This is a genomic window from Flavipsychrobacter stenotrophus (genome assembly GCF_002954265.1).
GTDB lineage: Bacteria > Bacteroidota > Bacteroidia > Chitinophagales > Chitinophagaceae > Flavipsychrobacter > Flavipsychrobacter stenotrophus.
On sequence record NZ_PPSL01000003.1, the window covers coordinates 719,643 to 743,245 of the forward strand.

General features: G+C 44.3%; 22 protein-coding genes and 1 pseudogene. 18 read left to right on the forward strand and 5 right to left on the reverse strand.

The window, feature by feature from the left end; all coding sequences use genetic code 11:
• Window positions 1–252 precede the first annotated feature (252 nt).
• From secA to paaD, 8 genes are all read left to right on the forward strand, one after another.
• Window positions 253–3,564: a preprotein translocase subunit SecA gene (secA, locus tag CJD36_RS13090; protein ID WP_105039627.1), complete on the forward strand. Its 3,312-nt coding sequence runs from the start codon at window positions 253–255 to the stop codon at window positions 3,562–3,564.
• 106 nt (window positions 3,565–3,670) lie between these two features.
• Window positions 3,671–3,901 (forward strand): DUF433 domain-containing protein, encoded by a 231-nt coding sequence (locus CJD36_RS13095; RefSeq protein ID WP_105039628.1) that lies wholly within the window; start codon window positions 3,671–3,673, stop codon window positions 3,899–3,901.
• 10 nt (window positions 3,902–3,911) lie between these two features.
• Complete coding sequence (locus CJD36_RS13100) at window positions 3,912–4,253, forward strand: DUF5615 family PIN-like protein (RefSeq protein WP_105039629.1); 342 nt, start codon at window positions 3,912–3,914, stop codon at window positions 4,251–4,253.
• Between the two features lie 108 nt (window positions 4,254–4,361).
• Window positions 4,362–4,886 carry a hypothetical protein gene (locus CJD36_RS13105; RefSeq protein ID WP_105039630.1) on the forward strand — a complete coding sequence of 175 codons (525 nt, stop codon included), beginning with the start codon at window positions 4,362–4,364 and terminating at the stop codon, window positions 4,884–4,886.
• Window positions 4,887–5,040: 154 nt separating this feature from the next.
• Window positions 5,041–5,856: a 1,2-phenylacetyl-CoA epoxidase subunit PaaC gene (paaC, locus tag CJD36_RS13110; RefSeq protein ID WP_105039631.1), complete on the forward strand. Its 816-nt coding sequence runs from the start codon at window positions 5,041–5,043 to the stop codon at window positions 5,854–5,856.
• A 160-nt stretch (window positions 5,857–6,016) separates the two neighbouring features.
• The gene (locus CJD36_RS13115; RefSeq protein ID WP_105039632.1) at window positions 6,017–6,727 is read left to right on the forward strand and encodes a glycosyltransferase; all 711 of its coding nucleotides are present in this window, start codon (window positions 6,017–6,019) and stop codon (window positions 6,725–6,727) included.
• On the forward strand, window positions 6,720–9,056 hold the full coding sequence (locus CJD36_RS13120; protein WP_105039633.1) for a hypothetical protein: 2,337 nt from the start codon (window positions 6,720–6,722) through the stop codon (window positions 9,054–9,056). Before CJD36_RS13115 ends, CJD36_RS13120 begins: the two co-directional genes overlap by 8 nt.
• Complete coding sequence (paaD, locus tag CJD36_RS13125; protein WP_105039634.1) at window positions 9,049–9,537, forward strand: 1,2-phenylacetyl-CoA epoxidase subunit PaaD; 489 nt, start codon at window positions 9,049–9,051, stop codon at window positions 9,535–9,537. The genes CJD36_RS13120 and paaD overlap by 8 nt, the downstream gene beginning before the upstream one ends.
• Here the strand turns inward: paaD and CJD36_RS23980 are convergent.
• Window positions 9,486–9,845, reverse strand: a complete 360-nt coding sequence (locus CJD36_RS23980; RefSeq protein WP_394337887.1) for a hypothetical protein — start codon at window positions 9,843–9,845, stop codon at window positions 9,486–9,488. The genes paaD and CJD36_RS23980 overlap by 52 nt on opposite strands.
• Here CJD36_RS23980 and CJD36_RS13130 point away from each other — a divergent pair.
• Entirely contained in the window at window positions 9,765–11,096 is a 1,332-nt protein-coding gene (locus tag CJD36_RS13130) for an ArnT family glycosyltransferase (RefSeq protein WP_394337888.1), read from the forward strand. The genes CJD36_RS23980 and CJD36_RS13130 overlap by 81 nt on opposite strands.
• 140 nt (window positions 11,097–11,236) lie before the next feature.
• Here the strand turns inward: CJD36_RS13130 and CJD36_RS13135 are convergent, their stop codons facing one another.
• Window positions 11,237–12,031, reverse strand: a complete 795-nt coding sequence (locus CJD36_RS13135) for a TIGR00266 family protein (RefSeq protein ID WP_105039636.1) — start codon at window positions 12,029–12,031, stop codon at window positions 11,237–11,239.
• 149 nt (window positions 12,032–12,180) lie between these two features.
• Here CJD36_RS13135 and CJD36_RS13140 point away from each other — a divergent pair, with 149 nt between their 5' ends.
• From CJD36_RS13140 to CJD36_RS13150, 3 genes are all read left to right on the forward strand, one after another.
• Window positions 12,181–12,675 (forward strand): hypothetical protein, encoded by a 495-nt coding sequence (locus tag CJD36_RS13140; RefSeq protein WP_133162639.1) that lies wholly within the window; start codon window positions 12,181–12,183, stop codon window positions 12,673–12,675.
• A gap of 244 nt (window positions 12,676–12,919) precedes the next feature.
• The gene (locus CJD36_RS13145; RefSeq protein ID WP_105039638.1) at window positions 12,920–14,737 is read left to right on the forward strand and encodes a BamA/TamA family outer membrane protein; all 1,818 of its coding nucleotides are present in this window, start codon (window positions 12,920–12,922) and stop codon (window positions 14,735–14,737) included.
• A gap of 127 nt (window positions 14,738–14,864) precedes the next feature.
• The gene (locus CJD36_RS13150) at window positions 14,865–16,385 is read left to right on the forward strand and encodes a hypothetical protein (protein ID WP_105039639.1); all 1,521 of its coding nucleotides are present in this window, start codon (window positions 14,865–14,867) and stop codon (window positions 16,383–16,385) included.
• A 65-nt stretch (window positions 16,386–16,450) separates the two neighbouring features.
• Here CJD36_RS13150 and CJD36_RS13160 read toward each other — a convergent pair.
• Window positions 16,451–16,884: pseudogene (locus CJD36_RS13160) on the reverse strand (SRPBCC family protein).
• 99 nt (window positions 16,885–16,983) lie between these two features.
• On the opposite strand from CJD36_RS13160, the gene CJD36_RS13165 reads away from it, so the two are divergent.
• Window positions 16,984–18,021, forward strand: coding sequence for a ligase-associated DNA damage response exonuclease (locus CJD36_RS13165; RefSeq protein ID WP_105039642.1), 1,038 nt, complete (start codon window positions 16,984–16,986; stop codon window positions 18,019–18,021).
• The gene (locus tag CJD36_RS13170; RefSeq protein ID WP_105039643.1) at window positions 18,008–19,612 is read left to right on the forward strand and encodes an ATP-dependent DNA ligase; all 1,605 of its coding nucleotides are present in this window, start codon (window positions 18,008–18,010) and stop codon (window positions 19,610–19,612) included. The genes CJD36_RS13165 and CJD36_RS13170 overlap by 14 nt, the downstream gene beginning before the upstream one ends.
• 3 nt (window positions 19,613–19,615) lie before the next feature.
• On the opposite strand, the gene CJD36_RS13175 is transcribed toward CJD36_RS13170, so the two are convergent.
• Window positions 19,616–20,209, reverse strand: a complete 594-nt coding sequence (locus CJD36_RS13175; protein ID WP_105039644.1) for a hypothetical protein — start codon at window positions 20,207–20,209, stop codon at window positions 19,616–19,618.
• A gap of 155 nt (window positions 20,210–20,364) precedes the next feature.
• Here CJD36_RS13175 and CJD36_RS13180 point away from each other — a divergent pair, with 155 nt between their 5' ends.
• The 4 genes from CJD36_RS13180 to CJD36_RS13195 all read left to right on the forward strand — a co-directional run bounded on the left by CJD36_RS13180 (window position 20,365) and on the right by CJD36_RS13195 (window position 23,019).
• On the forward strand, window positions 20,365–21,003 hold the full coding sequence (locus tag CJD36_RS13180; RefSeq protein ID WP_105039645.1) for an MgtC/SapB family protein: 639 nt from the start codon (window positions 20,365–20,367) through the stop codon (window positions 21,001–21,003).
• A gap of 20 nt (window positions 21,004–21,023) precedes the next feature.
• Window positions 21,024–21,713: a helix-turn-helix transcriptional regulator gene (locus tag CJD36_RS13185; protein WP_105039646.1), complete on the forward strand. Its 690-nt coding sequence runs from the start codon at window positions 21,024–21,026 to the stop codon at window positions 21,711–21,713.
• Window positions 21,714–21,832: 119 nt separating this feature from the next.
• The gene (locus tag CJD36_RS13190) at window positions 21,833–22,330 is read left to right on the forward strand and encodes a DinB family protein (protein ID WP_105039647.1); all 498 of its coding nucleotides are present in this window, start codon (window positions 21,833–21,835) and stop codon (window positions 22,328–22,330) included.
• Between the two features lie 65 nt (window positions 22,331–22,395).
• Window positions 22,396–23,019: a GyrI-like domain-containing protein gene (locus tag CJD36_RS13195; protein ID WP_105039911.1), complete on the forward strand. Its 624-nt coding sequence runs from the start codon at window positions 22,396–22,398 to the stop codon at window positions 23,017–23,019.
• Here CJD36_RS13195 and CJD36_RS13200 read toward each other — a convergent pair.
• Window positions 23,016–23,579: an anthranilate synthase component II gene (locus tag CJD36_RS13200; RefSeq protein ID WP_105039648.1), complete on the reverse strand. Its 564-nt coding sequence runs from the start codon at window positions 23,577–23,579 to the stop codon at window positions 23,016–23,018. The two genes, CJD36_RS13195 and CJD36_RS13200, sit on opposite strands and share 4 nt — an antisense overlap.
• Window positions 23,580–23,603: the final 24 nt, after the last annotated feature.

Sequence of the window (23,603 nt, forward strand, 5' to 3'; positions counted from 1 at the left end):
CTCCAAAATACATAAAAATTTTCTTGACGAGCAAATTATTGTCCTAATTTTTTTTTCGTCATGCCACACCAGCCACTTTTTAACTTGTTCAAATGCTTCGTTTGGCGTAGTTTTGACGCCCACTGTGTCATCGTGTCAGGTTAATGGCTATAGCACGGATTTTGATACAAATCTACAGCAATTTGAGTGTAAAAAACTTTTTCTGCTTTTTAATTAATTAATCTAAGGTAGCACTTTTAATAACATTTTATAATGATAGGTTTTCTTTCTAAATTATTTGGTGGCAGTAAGTCCGATAAAGATGTTAAACTCATTCAACCCCTTGTAGGAGAGGTGAATGAACATTTTGCCGGCATGGCGTCGTTATCAAACGATCAGCTTCGTAATAAGACCCAGGAATTCAGGGCACGCATCAAGGAATATCTTGTAGATATAGATGCCCAGATAGCGGATAAAAAAGCGGAAGCAGACCAGCTGGAAGATTTCCAGGACAGAGAAGCCATCTATAATGATGTAGATAAACTGATCAAAGCACGCGACCAGCAGATAGAAGTAGCGCTGAAGGATATAATGGCAGAGGCATTTGCCGTGGTAAAAGAAACTTCGCGCCGCTTTACCAATAACACCGAAATGATCTCTACTGCCACAGACCTGGACAGGGAACTGGCAATAGACCGACCACATATCACCATCAACGGTGACCAATCTACATTTAAGAACACCTGGGATGCAGCGGGCAGCACAGTGACCTGGAACATGGTACACTATGATGTGCAGCTGATAGGTGGTGCAGTACTGCACAGTGGCAAAATTGCCGAAATGGCTACGGGTGAAGGTAAAACCCTCGTCTCTACATTGCCTGCCTACCTGAATGCACTGGCAGGAGAAGGTGTACATATTGTAACTGTGAATGATTATCTGGCCCGTCGTGATCAGGAGTGGAATGCGCCAATATTCGAATGGCTGGGATTGACAACCGATTGTATAGATAAGCACGAGCCAAACTCTCCGGAGCGTCGCCAGGCATATCTTGCAGATATCACTTATGGTACCAATAACGAATTTGGTTTTGACTACCTGCGTGATAACATGGTACACCACCCTGAAGAAATGGTGCAGCGCAAACACCACTATGCAATGGTGGATGAGGTGGATAGTGTATTGATAGATGATGCACGTACACCGCTGATCATATCGGGACCAATACCAAAGGGCGATGAGCAACAGTTTCATATGCTGAAGCCACGTATTGAAAAGCTGATGGAAGCACAGAGAAGGTTCATCAACGCCAGTCTTACTGAAGCCAAGAAGCTGATAGCAGAAGGTAAAACTGATAAAGAAGCGGGTGGCTTGCACCTGTATCGTGCTTATCGTGGATTGCCAAAGAACAGTGCTTTGATCAAGTACCTGAGCGAAGAAGGCCACAAGCAGATACTACAGAAAACAGAAAATTACTTCATTGGTGAGCAGCAGCGTAACATGCCTAAGGTAGATGCGGAACTGTTCTTTGCTATTGACGAAAAGAATAACAGTGTAGACCTTACAGAAAAGGGAACACAGCTGATAACCGGTGCCGGCGAAGATGCAGGATTCTTCGTATTGCCTGATATAGGCAGCGAGTTAGCTGAGATAGAAAAACTGACCATTTCTGCTGATGAAAAGAAGCAGCGTAAAGATCTTTTACTGCAGGATTACGCAGTAAAGGCCGACCGTATACATTCATTGCAGCAATTGCTGAAAGCATATACTTTGTTTGATAAAGACATTGAGTATGTGGTAATGGAAGGCAAAGTAAAAATTGTAGATGAGCAGACCGGCCGTATAATGGAAGGTCGCCGCTACAGTGATGGTCTGCACCAGGCTATTGAAGCGAAGGAAGATGTAAACGTAGAAGCAGCAACACAGACATTTGCTACGATCACTTTGCAGAACTTCTTCCGTATGTATCATAAGCTGGCGGGTATGACCGGTACAGCGGAAACTGAAGCAGGTGAGTTCTGGACGATATACAAGCTGGATGTGGTAACTATACCAACTAACAGAAATGTAATCCGTAAAGATCAGCAGGACCTTGTATACAAGACCAAGCGTGAAAAATATAAGGCTGCGATAGATGAGATAGAAGCACTGGCCAAGGCGGGTCGCCCGGTACTGGTGGGAACTACATCTGTTGAAGTATCTGAATTGCTGAGCCGTATGCTACAGCAAAAGAAGATAGCACATAATGTATTGAATGCGAAACAGCACTCACGTGAAGCACAGATAGTTGCTGAAGCGGGCTTGCCGGGTGCAATTACGATAGCAACCAACATGGCCGGTCGTGGTACCGATATCAAGCTGGGACCCGGGGTTAAAGAAGCTGGTGGTCTGGCAATTGTAGGTACAGAGCGTCATGAAAGTCGCCGTGTGGATCGCCAGTTGCGTGGTCGTGCGGGTCGCCAGGGAGATCCGGGAACATCACAGTTCTTCGTATCGCTGGAAGATGACCTGATGCGTTTGTTCGGCTCTGAGCGTATAGCCTCATTGATGGACAAGATGGGCCACAAAGAAGGTGAAGTATTGCAGCATGGTATGATCTCTAAGTCTATTGAGCGTGCACAACGTAAGGTGGAGGAGAACAACTTTGGCATTCGTAAGAACTTGCTGGAATATGATGATGTAATGAATGCACAGCGCGATGTTATCTACAAGCGTCGTAACCACGCATTGTTTGGCGATCGTTTGTCTATTGACCTGGATAATGCCATGTATGCGGTTTGCAGCAGCTATGCAGAGCAATATGCACTGAACAGAGATAAGGAAGCGTTTACCATAGAGGTAATGCAGCACCTGGCTATCGAGCCTGAGATCAGCGATGCCGATATGGCTAAGGGCGATGCTAATGTTATAGCAGAACAACTATACAACCAGGTCAAGGATTTCTACACCAGAAAGATGCAGGCATTGCGCGAGCATATGCTGCCAAACCTGGCACAGTTGCTGCAGGAGCATGGTGACAGGATAGATAATATCTCTGTTCCGTTTACCGATGGCCTGCGTGGTATGCAGTTGTATGTTCCGCTGAAAGATGCAGTAATGTTTGAAGGTCACCCTATAACACAGACACTGGAAAAGAACATTACCCTTGCAATGATAGATGATGCATGGAAGAACCACCTGCGTGCTATGGACGATCTGCGTCAATCAGTGCGTATGGCGTCTTACGAGCAGAAAGATCCATTGTTGATCTATAAGTTTGAAGGCTTCAACCTGTTCAAGCAGATGATGCTTGAAACAAATGGCAGTATCATATCGTTCCTTTTGCGTGCAGGCATACCAATGCAGGAAGTACCGCAGGAAGCGATAGAAATCCCTTCTCAGCATACCGACATGAGCCAGATGCGCGTGAACAAGGTAGATGAAGAAATGGGCCAGGAAGAATACTATACCGAGACGCATAATGAACCTCAGCAGGAAGTAAAGCGCCAGCCAGTAGTTTCAGGACCGAAGATCGGCCGCAATGATGATTGTCCTTGCGGTAGTGGTAAGAAATTCAAGAACTGCCACGGCAAGGGAATGAATTAATCAATAATAGCTTTAGAATAATGACAACCCCGACGAGATTCGTTGGGGTTGTTTGTTTTTATATATGTCAACTTAAGTTTACCTTTGATATAGTAAAATAAGAACAATGAATATCACTTCATGGAAAGACCGTATAACAGTTGACGCACAAAAATGTGGCGGCAGACCTTGCATAAGAGGAATGAGAATCCGCGTTGTTGATATATTAGACCTGCTGGCATCGGGTCTTACACAAAAACAAATTTTGGAAGAGCTTCCTGACCTGGAGCATGAAGATATTGAAGCAGCTTTGAGATATGCCAGTATGCGCTTTGATCACCCTGTAATCGCTGCATAATTTCTATTTTATGCAGATATGGATCGATGCTCAGCTATCGCCTTCATTAGCCTTATGGATCAATCAAAATTTTCAGAGCATCAGTGCATTTGCTTTGAGGGATCTTGGTCTCAGAGATGCTGTTGATTTCGAGATCTTTAAACAAGCAAAAATACAAAAGGCAACTATCATGACAAAAGATGTTGACTTTTTGCAATTGCTAGAACACCATGGTCCTCCACCACAAATTATTTGGGTAACTGTTGGTAATACAAGTAATGCGAAGATGAGCGAAATTTTATCTAAACACCTTCAAACAGCAATTGATTTACTGTTAAAAGGAGAATCTGTGGTTGAAATAGGTGATATATAAACAGTACCTACTTGCCAGCGTGATTTGTTGGGTTTGTTTGTAAAAAGCTCTTTTTGCCGATTTTTCTTTTGTTGTAAATTTTCTATACTTCAATAATAATCAATCACTATGACCAATAAAACAGAAATTCTAAACAAACTAACTGATGCCAAATTGATTGATGTAGTAAAGAACTACAGGCAATATGGGTATGATGATACGTTAAGAAATGCAGCAATCTCTATCCTCAACGAACGAGGATTAACAGTAGACGATTTGATATTCGGCGGCAACTTTACTAATACACAGTACGACAATGCAACAGAATATTACCAATCCTACAATCAAAATTCCCAAAGAGCATTTATTCTCTATTCTTTATCGCTTGCATCAATTATCGTGCTTCCCTGGATAACAATGCCAAGCGATGCGATTGCCAAAACGTTAGTTATTGTAAACATCATTCTCAATATCAGCTTTATTGTTTTCCTTATAAAGGCCTACATCAGCCACTCAGAATTTTATACCGCAATGGGCAAAAAACTGGCCAAAGGAGATCAATTAATATTCTTTATTGTAGGTATCCCTTTTTATATTCTTATGTACTTCTTTTACCGTAGCCAAATGAAGGAAGAAATGAAAGCGATACAATAGGCATACAGTTAACTAAGTGTATTATTTACACTTTTTACGGCCCAGCTATTTATTAGTTTCATCCATATCGGCATTCACAAATAAAAAAACCTCATATTCCTATAATCCCTGTGCATTTTATACTTTTGGGCTGTTCTTTTGACTTTTATTTATTATGAAATTACCATACATACTCCGTCTTGCAGATGATGCGCTTATAATTGGACAACGCCTGGGCGAATGGACCGGTCACGGACCTATACTGGAACAGGACATAGCGCTGACCAATGCCGCATTGGACCATGTAGGCCGTGCGCGTAGCCTGTATCAATATGCTGCGGAGGTGTTTAACCAATTGCCAAAGGAACAGCAGTTGACCTACTTTACCTCAATGGCTATTCAAGAGAAGATAAAAGCCGGAGAAAGTATTGATGAAGATACACTTGCTTATCTGCGTGATGGATGGGATTTCAAGAATGTACTGCTGGTAGAGCGCCCCAACATAGACTGGGCCTACACCGTAGCCCGTGGTTTCTTCTTTGACGCATTTAATTTCTTTTACTTCACAGCGCTTTCCAAAAGCACAGATGCTACAATAGCCGCTGTAGCCGAAAAATCATTGAAAGAAGTAACGTATCACCTGCGCTGGAGCAGCGAGTGGGTAATACGCCTGGGAGATGGTACCGACGAAAGCCACGAGAAGATGCAGCTGGCGATCAATGAAACATGGCCTTTTACAGGCGAATTATTTGTAGCTACAGATTATGAAGCCGCAATGACTGCTGAAGGTGTTGCCCCTAATCTGCAACAGATACAAACCCTGTGGACAGCAAGAGTAAATGAAGTGCTGGATGAGGCTACCCTTACCCTACCTGCTGCCGGTGCATGGATGCAACAAGGTGGTAAAAAAGGTATTCATACTGAGGAACTGGGCTATATGCTTACTGAACTACAGTTTATGCAGCGTACCTATCCCAATATGCAATGGTAACCGCATAGAGCCTCACCCCAGCCCTCTCCAAGGGGAGAGGGAGAGCCAAAGTCCACGCTGTCGCGTGGTGTAATGCTAATATTTCCAGTGCAAATTATTTGGCTATAACCAATAATTTCACGTTAATATCGTTATACAATAAACATATAAGTACTCCCTGATGAACGTATCTCTTATCTTACCCTGTTACAACCCGCCACAGGACTGGGAGAGAAATGTCTATACCAATTATGTTGCCTTCTGCGATCGAATCAATGACAAGGCAGAACTGATAATGGTAATAGATGGTGTGAGTGAATCAATAACGGGAGAGCAACTGATATACCTGCAGCAAAACATCCCCCTGCTGAAGCTGATACAATATGCAGAAAACAGGGGCAAGGGGTATGCATTAAGGCAAGGCGTAGCGGCAGCAACCGGCAACATCATATTGTATACCGACATAGATTTCCCGTATACAATAGAGAGTATGTATGCCGTGTATAACGACCTGAAGAACGACTTCCATGATGTAGCTATAGGGGTAAAGAATGAAAGCTACTACACGCATATACCACCCGTACGAAAGGCTATCTCGCAAGCACTGAGGGCAATGATCAAGACCTTTCTGTCATTACCGGTAACAGATACCCAATGCGGATTGAAGGGATTCAAGCAAACCGTAAAGCCACTATTCCTTAAGACTACCATAGACCGATACCTGTTTGACCTGGAGTTTGTGCGTAACTGCTACGGTAGCAGGCACCACACGATACACCCGATACCCGTAGCGCTGAACGAGCAGGTACACTTCCGCAAGATGAACTACCGTATATTACTGCCTGAATTGCTGAACTTTGCAATGCTGCTGACAAAGAAACCGAATGAATAATATAGGGTCAAAGACGGGGTTGCTCATTACTATTGTTTTCGCAATAGCAGTGACCACTTTTGCGCTTGGCGGCATTGTTACCCATCCGTGGCATATGATGACCGAGCTGGGTGCCGATGGCGGCAAGAATATCTTTACCTACCTCTATCATTCGCTTTATGGTATGGGCCTCTGGTTCACCGGTATGAACTACCCTTATGGTGAACATATTGTATACACAGACGGTCAGCCACTATTATCAGTTCCACTGAGTTATCTGAAAGGACACGTAACTATAGAAAGCGCACTGACAATAATGTGGTGGGCTATATCGCTGAGCTATGTTCTATCGATTGTGTACTGCTATAAGATCCTTGTACAATTCAAAGTGCCGTGGTTACCGGCAATGTTGTTCGCCGCATTGATATCTCTTTGCAGTCCGCAGTTGATGGGCATTTCGGGCCACTATGCATTGGCGTACTGCTGTTTTCTGCCCATGCTCTTTTATTACACCCTACAATATCACTTAACGGGAAAATGGAAGTACCCGGCCTTTATATTCATCATGGGTTGTATCAGCATACTCTTGCACCCCTATTTTGCCGCTGTAGCACTGATTTGGGCTGGTGGTTACACACTCGGGCACTTCTTTACGATCAAGGCCGGGATATGGCCTAAAATAAAGCATGTACTTCCCTTACTGATAAGTACAGGTGCTGTATTGGTGCTCTTCGGCATATTCATGAAGGTAACGGACCCTTTTGCCAAAGAGCGCCCCGCAATGCCATTTGGCATGCTGGCCAACTGTACGCATATTAAAGATATTTTCAGCTCGGTATATTCACCATTCTGGGGGGTAGTAAAGGATCATACCCGATTTACTAAAATAAGTGCCGGTGGTGAAGGATTTATATACCTTGGGCTAGCCGTGATCTTTGCTGTTGGGTATGCGATGCTTATCGCTATCAGGAAGCTGATATCAAAAGATCCAGCAACTTTACTGACACCGACATTCCAACCTATCTGGCTGATCATGGCTACATTGGCGTTGTTGTTCGGTATGGGCGTGCCCTTTATCTGGCATATGGAGTGGCTGCTGGATTATGCTTCTGCGTTCCGTCAATTCCGCACACTGGGCCGTTTTAGCTGGATATTTTACTACATCATTACCATCTATGGCGCGGTGGTCATATACTCATTATATGCCCGTTACCTGGCCAATAACAAGAAGACAATCGCTTATGCAATTATCACAGCTGGAATAGGTATTTGGACAATAGAGACGAACGGATACTTAAAGCGCTCCCGCAATGCTGCGAAGGAAGGCTACAACAATTACAACATCTTCCTTTCTAAGAGTGAACTTAACAATAAGCAATGGGGAGAGTTTGTAGCCAAGCCAGATGAGATAGTTTCATGGCAGGAGTTTCTCGCCGCGCATAATTATACCAAAGACTCTTTTCAATCAATACTTGTACTGCCCTTCTTCGCCACTGGCAGCGAAAAGCTATGGGTGTGCAGCGATGAGAATATAAGCGCGTGGTCTGTTGCTATGGCAGCAAAGGCAGGCATACAGTTACATCTGCCTGTAGTAGACATTATGATGTCGCGCAGCTCATGGGTGCAAACTTTTAAGCAGGTAAAAATAGCAGGCGGTCCGTATGCAGAGAAGCCAATGGTAAATGACCTGCACAGCAATAAGCCATTCCTGCTGCTGCACACTGACTATTCAACACTTAATCCAGATCAGCAGTACCTGCTTAACTTATCTAAGCCGCTTGGGCATTTTCTGCACTGTACAGTATATGTGTGCTACCCTGAACAGATAAAAAAGAACGATGATTACTATAATTATTCTGCACATTTTAGTTGTACCAATGCCAATTCAATAAAGGGCAACTTCTACTTTGATCACTTTAGTAAGGGGAGTTTTCATTCACCATTCAATGATGGAGCAATGCCCTTAAAGGAAATAAAGGAAACGATTTGTGATGTACCACTTACCCCTGTAAAAGATAACCAGTTGTATGAATTTTCATGCTGGTTCAGAACACCGGAAGATAATTATAAAAGCCCTGATTGCATGCTGTACGCTCTAAATAGCAAAAATACAATTATCGATTCATTCCCCGCACGCTCTATAGAAAGTGTTGACAACTTTGGAGTGTGGTTGCGATGCAACGCTTATTTCACATTATCAGCAGCCACAAGGCATATCAGATGTAGGATGCTTAACTTTGCAGACCAGCCATGTCTGGCAATGGATGAATTGATGATCCGGCCGGCAGATTCAGTGATGATTAGTAATGGCAGGATCAATAACCACTGGCTAAATCGAAGGTATGAATGACGTCAATGAGGAAAGAGTATACGAATGGCTGGCGGATGTAAAAGATCCGGAGGTGCCTGCATTGTCTATCCTTGATCTGGGCATAGTGCGCAATGTAGCAGTAACCGACAATTCAGTTAATGTAACCATCACACCCACCTACAGTGGCTGCCCGGCAATGGATGTCATTTCCATAGGCATACGAATGGCTCTTGCAGGACACGGTATAAAACAGATAACAATAGACCAGCAGCTTAGTCCGGCGTGGACAACAGACTGGATGACGGAAGACGGGAAAAGAAAGCTAAAAGAGTATGGCATAGCGCCACCCAACCGGAAAGCATTCAGTTCACTAGGGTTGTTTGAAGAGGAAGAGATACAATGTCCCCGCTGCAATTCTACCCATACCGAGATGGTGAGCAGGTATGGCCCAACATCGTGCAAGGCACTCTACAAGTGCCTGGATTGCAAAGAACCATTTGAACATTTTAAATGCCATTGACCTTTTAATAAAACCCGCTTTGAATGTCTTTTATTAAGAAATATTTTCCCGGTGTTATGCTCTTCCTGATCTTTTTGGTCATAGGGTTGATGCACTATAAAGATTATGGGCTGGGTTGTGATGAACCTATACACCGCATTATTGGCAATGTCACCTATGATTATATTTTCAAGGGAGACATGAACTTGAAAACTATAGAATTCCGCAACCTGGGTACTGGCTTTGAGATGCCCCTTATATTTATAGAAAAGTGGTTTCATCTTACCGACTTCAGAGACATATACCTGATGCGGCACCTGGTAACGCATATCTTCTTTCTCTTTGGCGCTTTCTCACTTTATGTACTCGCCTTCCGGCATTTCAATCACCGCTCCATAGCATCGTTGGCATTCCTTATGATGGTATTGAATCCGAGGCTATACGCACACTCTTTCTTCAACTCTAAAGACATTCCCTTTTTAGTTTCCTTCATACTGGCATTTACAGTATGGCATGCAGCCGATACCAAACAAAGGAAATATCTTTACTTGTTGGTTGGTGCAGCATGTGGTTATGCTACTAGTATAAGAGTAATGGGGGTGCTGCTTGTTCCCTGCTTCTTGTTTTTCGTTGCTTTCGACATATTGCGATACATGAAGAACAAGGCAGAATTGAAGGCTATCTTAATGAAAGTGCTGCTATTCTCTGCCGGCTTTTGCATAACGCTATATATCTGCTGGCCTATACTATGGAGCAACCCTATCTTCTATTTTCACGAGCAGTTCTCATCATTGGCACATGTGCACTGGGAAGGAGAGGTATACTTTAAAGGACAGAACATTCCGGGATCTAAACTGCCGCTCTCCTACCTACCTGTATGGATGTCAATGACTATACCGGAAGTATGGCTGATAGGGGGCATTGCTGGTTGTGTCGCTGTCGCTGTTACGTTCCTGTGTAAGCCGGTTAGCTTTCTGACAGATATGACCAACAGAAACTTCGCCTTATACCTCGCCTGCTTTGCCGGGCCGTTGCTGGTAGTTGTAGCGCTTGGCTCTGTTAACTATGACGACTGGCGCCACCTCTACTTTACCTACCCGCCACTTATGCTGCTGGGGCTATTCCTGATCAATAAATTATACAACACCAGCTCAAGGATATTTGTCTATATACTTTGTGTGGGCCAGTTGGTGTTCACCACGGTCTTTATGGTCAATAACCACCCGCATCAATATGCCTACTTCAATAATTTTGTTAGTCATAAAGACCAGTACCTGCTGAACAATTACGATCTTGACTATTGGGGCGTGACCTACAGTGAAGGTGTAAAGTATATACTGGATCACGACAAATCGGATACGATACGGATAAATGGCACCACCATGTTGTTGGGTAATGCAAGTATGAAAATGACTCCGGCAGACAGACGGCGTATCAAGATAGTGGATAAGGGCGAGCACCCCGATTACTTCATTACCAACTTCCGTAACAACCACCGGGAAGACTACCGCTATCCTACTATTTTTTATGAGGTCAAAGTGTTGAACTCAACAATTATGAGGGTGTATAAAACTAAGTGAAAAGTCAAAGGTTAAAACCAAAAACCTGGTAGTTAATCCTTGTTTTTCAGAAAACTATAAAACAAGCAAGACTTTCTATTCAATAATAAAGGCGCACCGATTGGTACGCCTTTATCAAATACACTAACCACGACAACTAATTAAAATCCATCACCATCCAGCAGGTTGCCAAGGCCGCCAAGTATACTGCCTTCTTCTTTCCTTCTGCTGCCTGAACCATAGGCCAATATTCTGCCCGCAAGGCGGCTGATAGGTAATGTCTGTATCCATACTCTTCCGGGGCCCTGTAGCGTTGCATAGAACACACCCTCACCACCAAACAACGTATTCTTGATACCGCCTACAAACTGTATGTCATAATGCACACCTGATGTAAAAGCAACGATACAACCGGTATCTATCTTCAACACTTCACCGGGCTGCAGGTCGCGGCTCAATACATGGCCACCGGCATGCACAAAGGCCAGTCCGTCGCCTTCCAGCTTTTCCATAATAAAACCTTCGCCGCCCAACAGGCCGGTGCCCAGTTTTTTCTGAAACTCTATACCTATAGATACACCCTTCGCTGCGCATAGGAATGCATCTTTCTGACAAATAACCTTGTTGCCCAATACCTGCAGATCCAGCGCAATGATCTTACCAGGGTATGGCGATGCAAATGATACGCGCTTCTTTCCATAACCAATGTTGGTGTATGCCGTGAGGAATAAATTCTCCCCTACCAGCAGGCGCTTACCGGCACTGAACAGCTTACTCATCAAACTACTGTTCTGGGCTGCACCGTCGCCCAGTATCGTATCCATCTGTATTCCGTCATCCATCATCATAAAGCTGCCCGGCTCTGCTATTGCAGACTCCTGCGGATCGAGCTCTACTTCTACATACTGCATCTCTTCACCAAAAATGCGGTAGTCTATTTCATGATTATTACGCATGTCCTTATTTATTTTTATCAAACGTACAGCAAAATATAATTCCCTATATGCCCTGCTTTTAAAAAATTCGTTAATAAATAAGGGCAATAAAAAGCCGTAACTACCAACCTTTTATAAATAATTGTATTTTTAGCCCTTAAATGAAGATTATGCGTAACGGTTTACTACTTTCCTGCCTGGCAGCTACTTTAATGACCACGTCATGTGGTTTTCAGAAAAAACTACAGCTACAGGATACTTATAGCAAGATAACAGTAGTTAATGACTCACTGGATAAGCTCACCAGTCAGTGGCATACTCTGCGCGACCAGGCATCGATCAGTAAAAACTACACCGCGCTGGCACCTGCACGTATAGCACTCGGTTCTTTCATTAGCCGCGGCCGTGCATCAGTTGCCAATATTGTTGTTACACCCGAGAACGAAGCTGTTATGAATGAGGAAGACCAGCTTTTACTAAACCAGTCTACCCTGGTGGCAGAGGTATATCCCAACTTTGAACAGTTCAACGAATACACACCTAAGGAAACAATGGACAAAAATGTAAGCCTGATAACGAATGACCTGATGAACGTAAAAGAAAAAGTGGCTTCAATAAAAAAGATGCTTGAAAAATTCGCCGCTAAGAATAACATCAAGAAATAATAACCGTCATAGACAAAATATATTCTTAGAAGGGCTGAAATATCAGCCCTTCTTTTATTTTTAGAAACATGCAAATAGCCCTCCTGAAAACTAAATCAGGCACAAAACTTGCAGCTTATTACCTGTAGCACGGTTTTTATATAATTACCGGCAGGCTATTGCTCAATAAACGATTACTTTATAATTATTAAGAAATACTACTTTGACCCTTAAGTGCCGGTACATACTGCAATTACTGGGATGCATGCTGCTCATTTCGGGCAATGCACATGGGCAGGTATTGAGCAGACTGGACAGTATAAAGTTGAATAAACTTCATTTTACGCACAATAAGTTTGTCAATAATATCTTTCAGCAAGCCATGAATTCGGTAAGAAAAAGTCCTGAGGCCGGCCCGGACCAGAGCGTGCTAAACGGGAAAAGTGAGGACCCATACATGCCCTATCAGGGCAAGATCATCCGCCACATCTACATAGACCCGCTTAATTTCGACAGGTCTTTCGACGATACGTCCAAGGTGGATAACAGCTTTGGTACCAGGGTGGGTAAACGGTTTCACAAGACCACGCGCAAATTTGTGATCAGAGACAATCTGTTCATTAAAGAGAATACACCACTTAACGCGTTTAAACTGGCAGATAATGAGCGTTACCTGCGTACACTGGAGTATATACGTGATGCCCGCATTATTGTGGAACCTGTAAAGAAATACCCCGATTCTGTAGACATACTCATTTACACCAAAGACTTCTTCAGTATTGCGGGAGGGGCGGCACTACAGGGACTGGACCATATGAATGCCAACCTTTATGAGACCAACCTGGCGGGTATGGCGCAGCGGGTAGAGATCAGCGGACTGTATGTTGGTAACAGAAGCCCGGCGGTGGGCTACGGCGGTAGCTATAAGAAGGGCAACCTCTTTCATACGTTTATTGATGGCACCATTGCCTATAGTACCATGACCAATAACCCGCTCACGAGAGAGGAAGAATCATCTGAATCTATAGCACTCAGCAAACAATTGGTATCTCCCTATAGCCGCACCGCAGGTGCGCTTACCCTCAGCCACAATGAATCTTATAACATATACAATGGATCTGATACGACCTTCTTTAAGTATAGGTATGACCTCATAGATGCATGGGCCGGCTATAGCATTGGGATAAAGAAACTAACCGCCACCAATAATACCATACGTGACAGGCGCTTCTTTGCATTGCGATATACTAATCGTGCCTTTCATGAAGTACCAACACAAGTAGGTAACAGGTTCGACCCTATTTACAACACCACACAATCTATACTTGGCCAGTTCACTTTCTTCAGACAGGATTACTTTAAGACGCAGTATATCTATGGCTTTGGTACCACAGAAGATTTCCCTTATGGATACAACATATCTGTAACGGCAGGATGGCAAAAACAGCTGGACCTGGAACGTCCTTACGCCGGATTTAAAGTACAATATTATATTGCCAGCAACTACGGCGACTTCATACAACTTTACCTGAAATCAGGCGCGTACCTGCATGACAACAAAGTGCAGGATGGAAGTATGCTGATAGGCGCAACTGCATTCAGCCGGATCATCTTCTGGAATACGACCAAGATAAGGCAGTATGTTAACGTCAATTACACGCATTTATATAACAGAGTTACCTACCCGCAATTGCGCATAGATAATGGCTATGGTATAAGAGGCTTCCTGTCAGACAGCGCATATGGCACGCGCCGCCTGAGCATACAGCTGGAAACAGAATTTTATTTAAAGCGCAAGATCCTTGGCTTTAAATTTGCGCCATTTCCTTATGCAGATTTTACCATCATCACCCCAGAGCACGGCCCATATTCCAAGTCGTCTTTGTACACAAGCTTAGGTGGTGGCATACGTGTCCGCAATGAAAATCTTGTCTTCCAGACCATTGAAGCCAGAGCTTACTTCTTTCCGATCGCCCCTGATAACATGAGAGGGTTCAAGATCATACTTACCGATAATGTCCGCTTCCGTTATTCGAGTACGTATGTGTCGGCACCGGATGTTGTGCAACTGAATGCTGATTAACACAACAATTTGATCAACTTTGCGTTATAAACCTGACAGCTTTTGAAACAGCTGTCAAACGTTTGTGTGTACCGGGACGTGTTGTGGATTTTGAAACAATTTGTATCTTAAATCTAAACCATCGCTTATGTTTCGCCGGATAGCAATTATCGCTCTGTTGTCACTATTTACAGCCAACTCATTTGCCCAGGAATTTAAGGAGTACAGCAATGGGCTGATATACAGTGATACAACTATGAAAGAACTGCGCTTCATAGTTGACTCTATGAATCTCAAGTACAAAAAGTGCGATCCGTGGAAAGATTATTATAGCGTATCGCAGGCGATCTGTAATGTTGTTACCCTCGATACGGGCGACATAAAAGGAGCGAAAAGGGACATTGAAAACAATATCAGCTTCGATGCTTTTTGTAAGAAATACCCTAAGGCTGCGGTTCACCGGCAGTTATTGGTATTGAGAGCGATAGAAACCGATGGCGACAATGACCGCATTGTCCAATTCTCCACTATTGAGCCGGGAAATGACTATGGCCCCTCACTTAGTTTTACAGATACGACATTATTCAATAAAGATTTGAAAGGAAAATGGCTGTATAAATACAACACCAAACAAAAGTACTACAGAGAACAAGTGGAGGCATTCTTTTTCGAGAGTGAATTTAAAAGAACAAAACTGGCAGACAGATATGCGCGTATGATACAGTATGCCGATTGTATGATAGATACAAACAGCAGGATCTTTACCGAAAGTGCCAGAGAAAATTACAGGAGAGGCTGGTTGCCTGCAGAGGAAAGTAAAAAGAAGAAAGCGTCAGTACTTTCTGCCGGAGATACTCTTCGCTCTTACGTGGCTGCACATACCGCTATGCCCGAAAAGAAGCAGTATAAAGCAGACTCATTATATTACAAGGCTTACTACAGGTGGTTGTATGATAAGGATTCAATTGTAGATGCTACACTTGGCAAAAATCCGGACTTTATCAGTTTGCTCAAAAACGCTATTGCTGATGCCATAAAGATCGGCAACTCAGATGCTGACCTGGAACGTTGGGCTGAACTGTATGACACTAAGTCTAATGCACTACAACTGAAACGAAACAGGATAGTTGTAGGCGGTTGCAGCCAGGATAGTCGTCCGAGATCGCATGCCTTAGCTATTGCCCGTCTTTCAGCGGAAACTGTGAACTGGGATATATTCTTGAGAGCGCATCTGGATATAATGAACGACAGGTTTGCAAGAGTATCCGATGGCAGCTACGCCTACGGACGACGTAAGACTTATATAAGGGAACTGGAACAATTGGAGTTTGATGTCAATTCCCTGATGATGGGTATATCACTGAGAATAGAAAACCCATCCGGCAACCACTATTTCGGATCAATAGGAAGGCTGGGGAGGGCACTGGCAGAGTCGAATAAAATAACCGAGATAGAAACATTGATGGCGGAAATGATCAGCGACAGAGAACTGGATGACTATAACAGGCTACTTATCTTCTACCTCTATCGCAATTGCCTTTATTATATCGCAGACGGAGCTACGCAGAAAGCAGGTATTGCACAGCTACGCACAGCAGTAGCTGCACTACCATCGCACCTATCAAGCAGGATAGAAATTAAAGACTCTGATTATGAAAGGCAGAAATAGATAACCGGGATTATATCAGCCGGGTTAACAGAGCAGGGTATCGATTAATCGAGCAACCTCGCCGCTCAATCCATATTTTCTACTACTTCCTTTAGCTTACCAAGCACCATCTTCCAGTTGCCGGTGGCATGTTCCTTTTCCTTTTCATCTTTTACGTTATCCTGCGTGAGGGTCACTATAGTCTTACCGTCTACCTCTTTTAGCTTGTAGGTCACTACATTATAGTTCTCAGGCTTATCTTCTTTGCCACCCATTGAGCTCCAGTAAGTACTCTGGAATAGTTTGTTCTTTCTACTTTCTGTATGGCGCCCTTGTCCTTATATGCCTTGCCCTCATATTCACCCTCATAGCTTATAGCGCTTCCCTCTTTCCAATCAGTTTTTATGGTTGTATTCATCAGGTATTTCTTTACGGTAGCGGGCGTGGTAATGGCCTTCCAAACTTCTGCGGCTGGTGCGTGAATGGTTATCTGTGTTTCGGCAATTAGTTTGTTGCTCATGGTTGATATTGTTTGAGTTTAAGGGAGCAATAAAGTTGTGCCAAGTGGCTATAGGCCTATAGCCAACCGTTGGTTTAATTTTTATAACTTCCCTATCCTATGCTTACGTTCGACAAATGCGGAATATACTGCGCACAGGCAGGCATCTATATTGACCCATGGAAACCGGTGGATAAGGCGATCATTACTCATGCACATTCCGACCATGCACGGTGGGGCATGAAGGCCTATGTAGCACACAGGCTGGCGGTACCGGTAATGAGATTAAGGCTGGGTGCTGATATTAATGTGCAGTCTGTTGAATATGGAGAAGTGCTGAACATCAATGGGGTAAAGATAAGCCTGCATCCTGCCGGGCACATATGGGGTTCGGCACAGGTAAGACTGGAATATAAAGGCGAAATATGGGTAGTAAGCGGCGACTATAAACTGCAGGCAGATGGCATAACCACACCATTCGAACATGTCAAATGCCACAGCTTTATTACCGAGAGTACGTTTGGCCTGCCTGTGTATAAATTCCCCACATCGGAGGAGGTGTATGCAGATATCAATGCCTGGTGGCAGAAGAACCGTGATGAAGGAAAGAACTCGGTAATACTTGCTTATGCCCTGGGTAAGGCGCAACGGGTACATGCGCATCTTAACACCACCATTGGCGACATATACCTGCATGGCGCCGTTGACAATATCAATAAAATATACGAAGAAAATATTGGCGCCTTACCCATTGCAAAGCGCATAGATGCCTCTGTCAACCGGAAAGATATAAAGGGAGCTATGATCATAGCGCCACCGTCGGCCGCGGATACCCCTTGGCTGCGGAGTATGCAGCCCTACAAGCTGGGCATTTGCAGCGGATGGATGCAATTACGGGGTACGCGTCGCAGGCGTGGAGCAGACAGGGGCTTTGTGTTATCAGACCATGCCGACTGGGAGCAACTCAATACTGCGGTAAGGGAAACAGGCGCCCAAAACGTCTATGTTACTCATGGCTATAAGAGCATTTACTCCCGCTGGCTCGAAACCAATTACGGACTAAATGCCACAGAAGTAGATACGCTGTACACAGGCGAAGCACTGGACGACACCACTGATTCTGAAACTGCTGAAAACAAACCTGATGAAAGCATTTAGCCAACTCTTCACCAACATAGACCAGACCACATCTACCAACGAAAAAATAGATGCGCTTGTGACATACCTGGATACTGCTGATGAGCAGGATGCCATATGGTGTGTAGCATTGCTGTCGGGGCGCAGGCCAAAGCGAACTATTAAAACAAGCGAACTATGGGAATGGAGCGGAGAGCTGAGCGGGCTGCCATCGTGGTTATTAGCTGAATCATACCATATCGTAGGCGATCTTGCAGAAACAATATCACTGGTAATTCCTCCGAGTAATGATGAGCGGGATCACCCGCTGCACGAGATCATCAACGCATTGATAGCATTAAAAGACAGTGACGAACAACAGCGCAAAGCCTACATCACAGATATGTGGCAACACTTTGGCCGGCAGGAGTTATTTGTATTTAATAAGCTCATCACCGGTGGTTTCCGTATGGGTGTATCAGACAAGATAGTGATCAAGGCACTGGCAAAGCATTACAAGGTTGATGAGAACATAATTGCACACCGCCTTACTGGCAACTGGGAAGCACATAATAATACCCTACCCAAGCTACTAGCTGCCGGTGATAGTGGTGACGACATCTCCAAGCCATATCCTTTTTACCTGGCCTACCCGCTGGAAACACCACCTCAGGAATTAGGGTCCGTTGGTGACTGGATCATAGAACGAAAGTATGATGGTATTCGCGGGCAGATCATTGTCCGCAATCAACAGTTATTTGTGTGGAGCCGCGGCGAAGACCTGCTTACAGAAAAGTTCATTGAGTTTGAAGGGCTGATAAATATCCTACCGAACGGCACGGTGATAGATGGTGAGATCTTACCCGTGAAAGACGGGAAGTTCCTCCCTTTCCATGTTATGCAAACACGCATAGGCCGCAAGAACGTAACGAAGAAAGCCTTACAAGAGGCACCCCTTGTGATGGTGTGTTACGATATTATAGAGCACAATGGCACAGACATTCGACATCTCAGCATGCAGGAGCGCAGAACAGTACTGGAAGGGCTTCTTACAACACTGAAGGAACAGCATCCGGAGTTACCACTGCAATTGTCACCATTGGTACAATGTACTACGTGGGATGAAGTCGCCGAAGAGCGGGCAAGATCGCGTGAGTATGTGTGCGAAGGACTGATGTTGAAAAGAAAAAGCAGTGAGTACAAAACCGGCCGTCGCCGCGGCGACTGGTGGAAATGGAAGGTCGATCCACTCTCTATAGATGGGGTGCTGCTATATGCGCAGCGGGGCCATGGCAGAAGGGCCAATCTCTATACCGACTTTACATTCGCGGTATGGGATGGTGATGAGCTGGTGCCATTTGCCAAGGCATATTCGGGCCTTAGAGACAAGGAACTGCTGGAGGTGGATGCCTGGATAAAGAAGAATACGATAGATAAATTCGGCCCTGTGCGCAGTGTTACACCCACGCTGGTGTTTGAGCTGGGGTTTGAGGGCATCAGCCCTTCCCCACGTCATAAATCTGGTATAGCGCTACGCTTTCCGCGCATACTGCGGTGGCGGCAGGACAAGGGCGTAAAAGAAGCAAATACAAAAGCAGATCTGATAGAGTTGCTGAATGCTTACAGGGAATAAGTCCTATGCCTCTCTTAGCTTCATCCCTGCCTTAGCGAGTTTATACACTACGGCACCAAATGCAAGTAACAAAAGAACCCCCTGCATCAGTAAGGTAAAGAGCAAACTGCCCGGTGTTTCCTTTCCTGCGGCAATATCCAACATTTTAAACTGCCAGTACATAGCCACGCAAAAAGTCAGTATAAAGTTGATAACTATCCAAATGGCGGCGCCTATAAGCGCGCTACCGGCCTCCCTTATGCTGGCATTGCCACCACCGCTGTTATATTGTTGCTGCGCCGGCTGGTGCTGCATAATGGGCTGCTGATAGGTACTTTGCGGCAATGGCGCTTGTGTGGGTTGATTGCCATAAGTGCTTTTCCGGTAGTACTCTTCGTAAGAGGTCACATTGTTGCCTTTAAAAAAGTCAGCCATGCCGGCCTCTATACCCGGCAGTCGGTACTTTATACAAAACTCCTCAATGTCCGATTGTGGTATATCAATGCCGCGCTGGCGTAGCTCACATATGGCTACCAGCACATTTTCATAGGCATAGTCGTTAGACTCTGCCACTATGGTTTTCAGTTTATTAACGGTGGCGTTCTTATAGTCGATCATGAAGAGTGGGTGATAATAGAAAATAGAGGATAAAAATAATAATCCTTTTCGGTAAAAAAAATCAAATTAGACACCTCGCAGATAATAGAGACACCGCAATAGACAGACGATAAACTACCAGCATCTGTTATGAAATCATTATTTTTACAGCACACATGCCTCACTTACCACAAGAGATCATAATAAAACTAATTGCCTCTATTCTCCTCGGCGGAGCTATAGGGCTGGAGCGGGAACTGCGCAGTAAGTCTGCAGGTTTCCGTACCATGATATTGATCTGTTTGGGAGCAACCATGTATACGCTATTCTCACAGTATCTCGGCCACCGCACCTCTCCTGACCGTATTGCGTCTAATATTGTTGTAGGCATTGGCTTTCTCGGCGCGGGTGTTATCTTCCGCAGTAATAGTTCAGTAACCGGCATTACTACTGCTGCCACTATATGGCTAACAGCTGCTGTAGGTGTAGCTATTGGTATTGGCTGGTACTCTGTGGCCGTAGCCGCTTGCCTTATGATATTAGTAGTATTGGTACTCTTCTCTTTTATGGATAAGGCAATAGACCGGGTAAACCAATTGAGGGAATACAAAATTGCGTACCCTTATGAAGAACATAAACAGCATAAATACGAACAACTGTTTAAACATTATAAGCTCTCTATTAAGACCGGCTCGCAAAGCAAAGTGGGTAATATAATAACCGGCACATGGCTTGTTGCAGGAAATGAAAAGAAACACCATGCCTTCATTGAGCAGATACTAAAAGATGCCACTGTTACAGCATTCAACTTTTAGTCTTTATCTTAGCCGCTACCATGAACAGGATAGACAGGCTTTTTGGCATCCTCACCTTACTGCAATCAAGAAAGTATGTACCCGCAGAAAAAATTGCGGAGAAGTTCAACATGAGTGTACGCACAGTGTACCGCGATATTAAGGCACTCTGCGAACAGGGCATACCTGTGAGCTTTGAGCAGAATAAGGGGTACTTTGTGGTAAAGGATTATTTCCTTGCTCCCGTATCATTCACTACAGATGAGGCCAATGCATTCTTACTGATGGAAGCCCTTGTTTCAGGGTTTGCAGATAAGTCTATACAGACACATTATTCAAGCGCTTTGAATAAGGTAAAGTCAGTTTTGCGCCACTCACAAAAGGAGAAGCTGGAACTGCTCAACGACAACATCAAGCTACAGGTACCGGCCTTCATTAATCACGATTATGAATACCTCTCACCTCTTCAATCAGCAATATCATCTCGCACTATAATAGAGATAGGTTACAAGAATAATAATGGCGAAGTGAGCAAACGTTCTATGGAACCGATTGGCTTAATATTCTACGCATTTAATTGGCACCTAATAGCCTGGTGCCACAATAGAAAAGAGTATCGCGATTTCAGGGTATCTCGCATCATTAATATAAAATGCACAGACAACCCGTTCATAAAGACCGATCACATTGATCTGAACGATTACTTGAAATCATTACCGGTTAGTTGGTAATGCAGCACTAAAATAAATTTCCGAAAATATTTTCACCTCAGTTTTCAGACTGCCATAGGGTTGTCAGTGGGCGTATGTTCCTTTGTGGTATCAAATCACAGTCATAACAAACAAAACACATGAACATCATCCCGATTTTAATGAAAGAAATGGCCAATGAGGCAGTGATCACCCGCAAAATGCTGTCTATTATTCCTGAAGACAAGTACGACTGGCAGACACACCCAAAGAGCATGACCATCAGGCAGCTGGCTTCGCATATTGCAGAACTGCCGGGTTGGGCGGCTATGGGCCTTACTACTCCCGAGCTCGATTTTGCGGCTACTCCGTATACCCCGCAGCCAATAAATAATAATGCCGAGTTGCTGGCGTTCTTTGAAGAAAAACAAAATCAAGGGCTGGCAGAATTGGAAAAAGCTACTGAAGAACAGCTACTTGAACCATGGACGCTGCGCAACGGCGAGATGATCCTGGCCAAGTACCAGAAGCATGAAGTAGTGCGCGTAGCGCTCGATCAGACCACACACCACCGTGCACAGTTGGGGGTGTATCTCCGTCTTTTAGATGTGCCTATTCCCGGCAGCTATGGCCCAAGTGCCGATGAGTTAGGTAAGTAATATTTCAATCCCTGCTGTTGTCTGCATACCTTTGCAGGCAACAGCTTTTTATCTCCAGAATGAACATGGAAAAACTAGATCTCACCAAAAAGTACAAAAGCTACTACACCGCTAAACTAAAACCGGAACTGATCAATGTAGAAGCTGCACAGTTTCTATCGATACTTGGGAAAGGAGACCCATCAGGCGCGGAATTTGGCGTGAGTATAAGTGCCCTTTATACGGTAGCCTACGTTATTAAATTCATGTGCAAAGCAGAAGGCAACGACTTTACAGTAGCCAAGCTGGAAGGCTTGTGGTGGTATGATGAGGAAAAGTACAAAGATGTTTCTATTTCAGAGACACCTCTTCAGATACCGCGCAGTGAATGGTACTACAGATTACTGATTCGCCTGCCTGAATTTGTAAACGCAGCACACATTGCAATGGGCATCACTACTGCCATTGACAAGAAACAGGTGGTTGCTGCAAAAGATGTGGAGCTGCACCTTATGGGTGCGCACAAAGCAGCGCAGATGATGCATATAGGTCCGTTCGATAAAGAATCAGAAACGCTGTTACAGATCAATGAGTTTATGCAGGCCAACAACCTTCCCAGGAATGGATTGCACCATGAAATTTACCTCTCAGACTTCCGGAAAACAGCCCCTGATAAACTCAAGACCATAATACGGGAACCCACTATTTAAAATTTCATTGCCGCCCAGTTTTTCAACAACTGCAAACCATGCTCAGTACCTACTGATTCAGGATGGAACTGCACCCCCATGACCGGATATTTCTTATGTGCTAATGCCATAATAATACCATCCCCTGTTGTGGCTATTACGTCCAGTTCTGTGCCTGCGATACCCTCTATTGCCAATGAGTGATACCGCATAACCGTGAACGGTGACATTATACCTTTAAACAGTTCGTGCCCCTTATGATCTACTTTACTAGTCTTGCCGTGCATGGGAGCCGCATGCACCAGCTGAGCACCAAAATACATACCCAATGCCTGGTGGCCAAGACATACGCCCAGTATGGGCAGCTTGTCGCGAAAATGAGCGATCACGTCCATTGTAATGCCTGCCTGTAGCGGTGTTTCAGGGCCGGGAGAAATGATGATACGTTCAGGATTCAATGCTATCAACTCATCTATGGTTACCTCATCATTTTTATACACCACACACTCATGCCCGGTCTGCAGCAGGTAGTGATGCAGTATATAGGTAAATGAGTCGTAGTTATCAATGAGTATGTACACGATGAAAAAACTTAAAACCTAAAA

Excerpts from the sequence above, each read along its gene's own strand:
- CJD36_RS13095 (WP_105039628.1), top strand. The coding sequence starts at position 3,671 with ATGAATATCACTTCATGGAAAGACCGTATAACAGTTGACGCACAAAAA.
- CJD36_RS13115 (WP_105039632.1), top strand. The coding sequence starts at position 6,017 with ATGAACGTATCTCTTATCTTACCCTGTTACAACCCGCCACAGGACTGG.
- CJD36_RS13190 (WP_105039647.1), top strand. The coding sequence starts at position 21,833 with ATGAACATCATCCCGATTTTAATGAAAGAAATGGCCAATGAGGCAGTG.
- secA (WP_105039627.1), top strand. The coding sequence starts at position 253 with ATGATAGGTTTTCTTTCTAAATTATTTGGTGGCAGTAAGTCCGATAAA.
- CJD36_RS13140 (WP_133162639.1), top strand. The coding sequence starts at position 12,181 with ATGCGTAACGGTTTACTACTTTCCTGCCTGGCAGCTACTTTAATGACC.
- CJD36_RS13165 (WP_105039642.1), top strand. The coding sequence starts at position 16,984 with ATGCTTACGTTCGACAAATGCGGAATATACTGCGCACAGGCAGGCATC.
- CJD36_RS13130 (WP_394337888.1), top strand. The coding sequence starts at position 9,765 with ATGCCCCTTATATTTATAGAAAAGTGGTTTCATCTTACCGACTTCAGA.
- CJD36_RS13185 (WP_105039646.1), top strand. The coding sequence starts at position 21,024 with ATGAACAGGATAGACAGGCTTTTTGGCATCCTCACCTTACTGCAATCA.
- CJD36_RS13105 (WP_105039630.1), top strand. The coding sequence starts at position 4,362 with ATGACCAATAAAACAGAAATTCTAAACAAACTAACTGATGCCAAATTG.
- CJD36_RS13100 (WP_105039629.1), top strand. The coding sequence starts at position 3,912 with ATGCAGATATGGATCGATGCTCAGCTATCGCCTTCATTAGCCTTATGG.
- CJD36_RS13195 (WP_105039911.1), top strand. The coding sequence starts at position 22,396 with ATGGAAAAACTAGATCTCACCAAAAAGTACAAAAGCTACTACACCGCT.
- CJD36_RS23980 (WP_394337887.1), bottom strand. The coding sequence starts at position 9,845 with ATGCGTTACCAGGTGCCGCATCAGGTATATGTCTCTGAAGTCGGTAAG.
- CJD36_RS13120 (WP_105039633.1), top strand. The coding sequence starts at position 6,720 with ATGAATAATATAGGGTCAAAGACGGGGTTGCTCATTACTATTGTTTTC.
- CJD36_RS13145 (WP_105039638.1), top strand. The coding sequence starts at position 12,920 with ATGCTGCTCATTTCGGGCAATGCACATGGGCAGGTATTGAGCAGACTG.
- CJD36_RS13175 (WP_105039644.1), bottom strand. The coding sequence starts at position 20,209 with ATGATCGACTATAAGAACGCCACCGTTAATAAACTGAAAACCATAGTG.
- CJD36_RS13180 (WP_105039645.1), top strand. The coding sequence starts at position 20,365 with ATGCCTCACTTACCACAAGAGATCATAATAAAACTAATTGCCTCTATT.
- CJD36_RS13150 (WP_105039639.1), top strand. The coding sequence starts at position 14,865 with ATGTTTCGCCGGATAGCAATTATCGCTCTGTTGTCACTATTTACAGCC.
- CJD36_RS13135 (WP_105039636.1), bottom strand. The coding sequence starts at position 12,031 with ATGCGTAATAATCATGAAATAGACTACCGCATTTTTGGTGAAGAGATG.
- paaC (WP_105039631.1), top strand. The coding sequence starts at position 5,041 with ATGAAATTACCATACATACTCCGTCTTGCAGATGATGCGCTTATAATT.
- paaD (WP_105039634.1), top strand. The coding sequence starts at position 9,049 with ATGAATGACGTCAATGAGGAAAGAGTATACGAATGGCTGGCGGATGTA.
- CJD36_RS13170 (WP_105039643.1), top strand. The coding sequence starts at position 18,008 with ATGAAAGCATTTAGCCAACTCTTCACCAACATAGACCAGACCACATCT.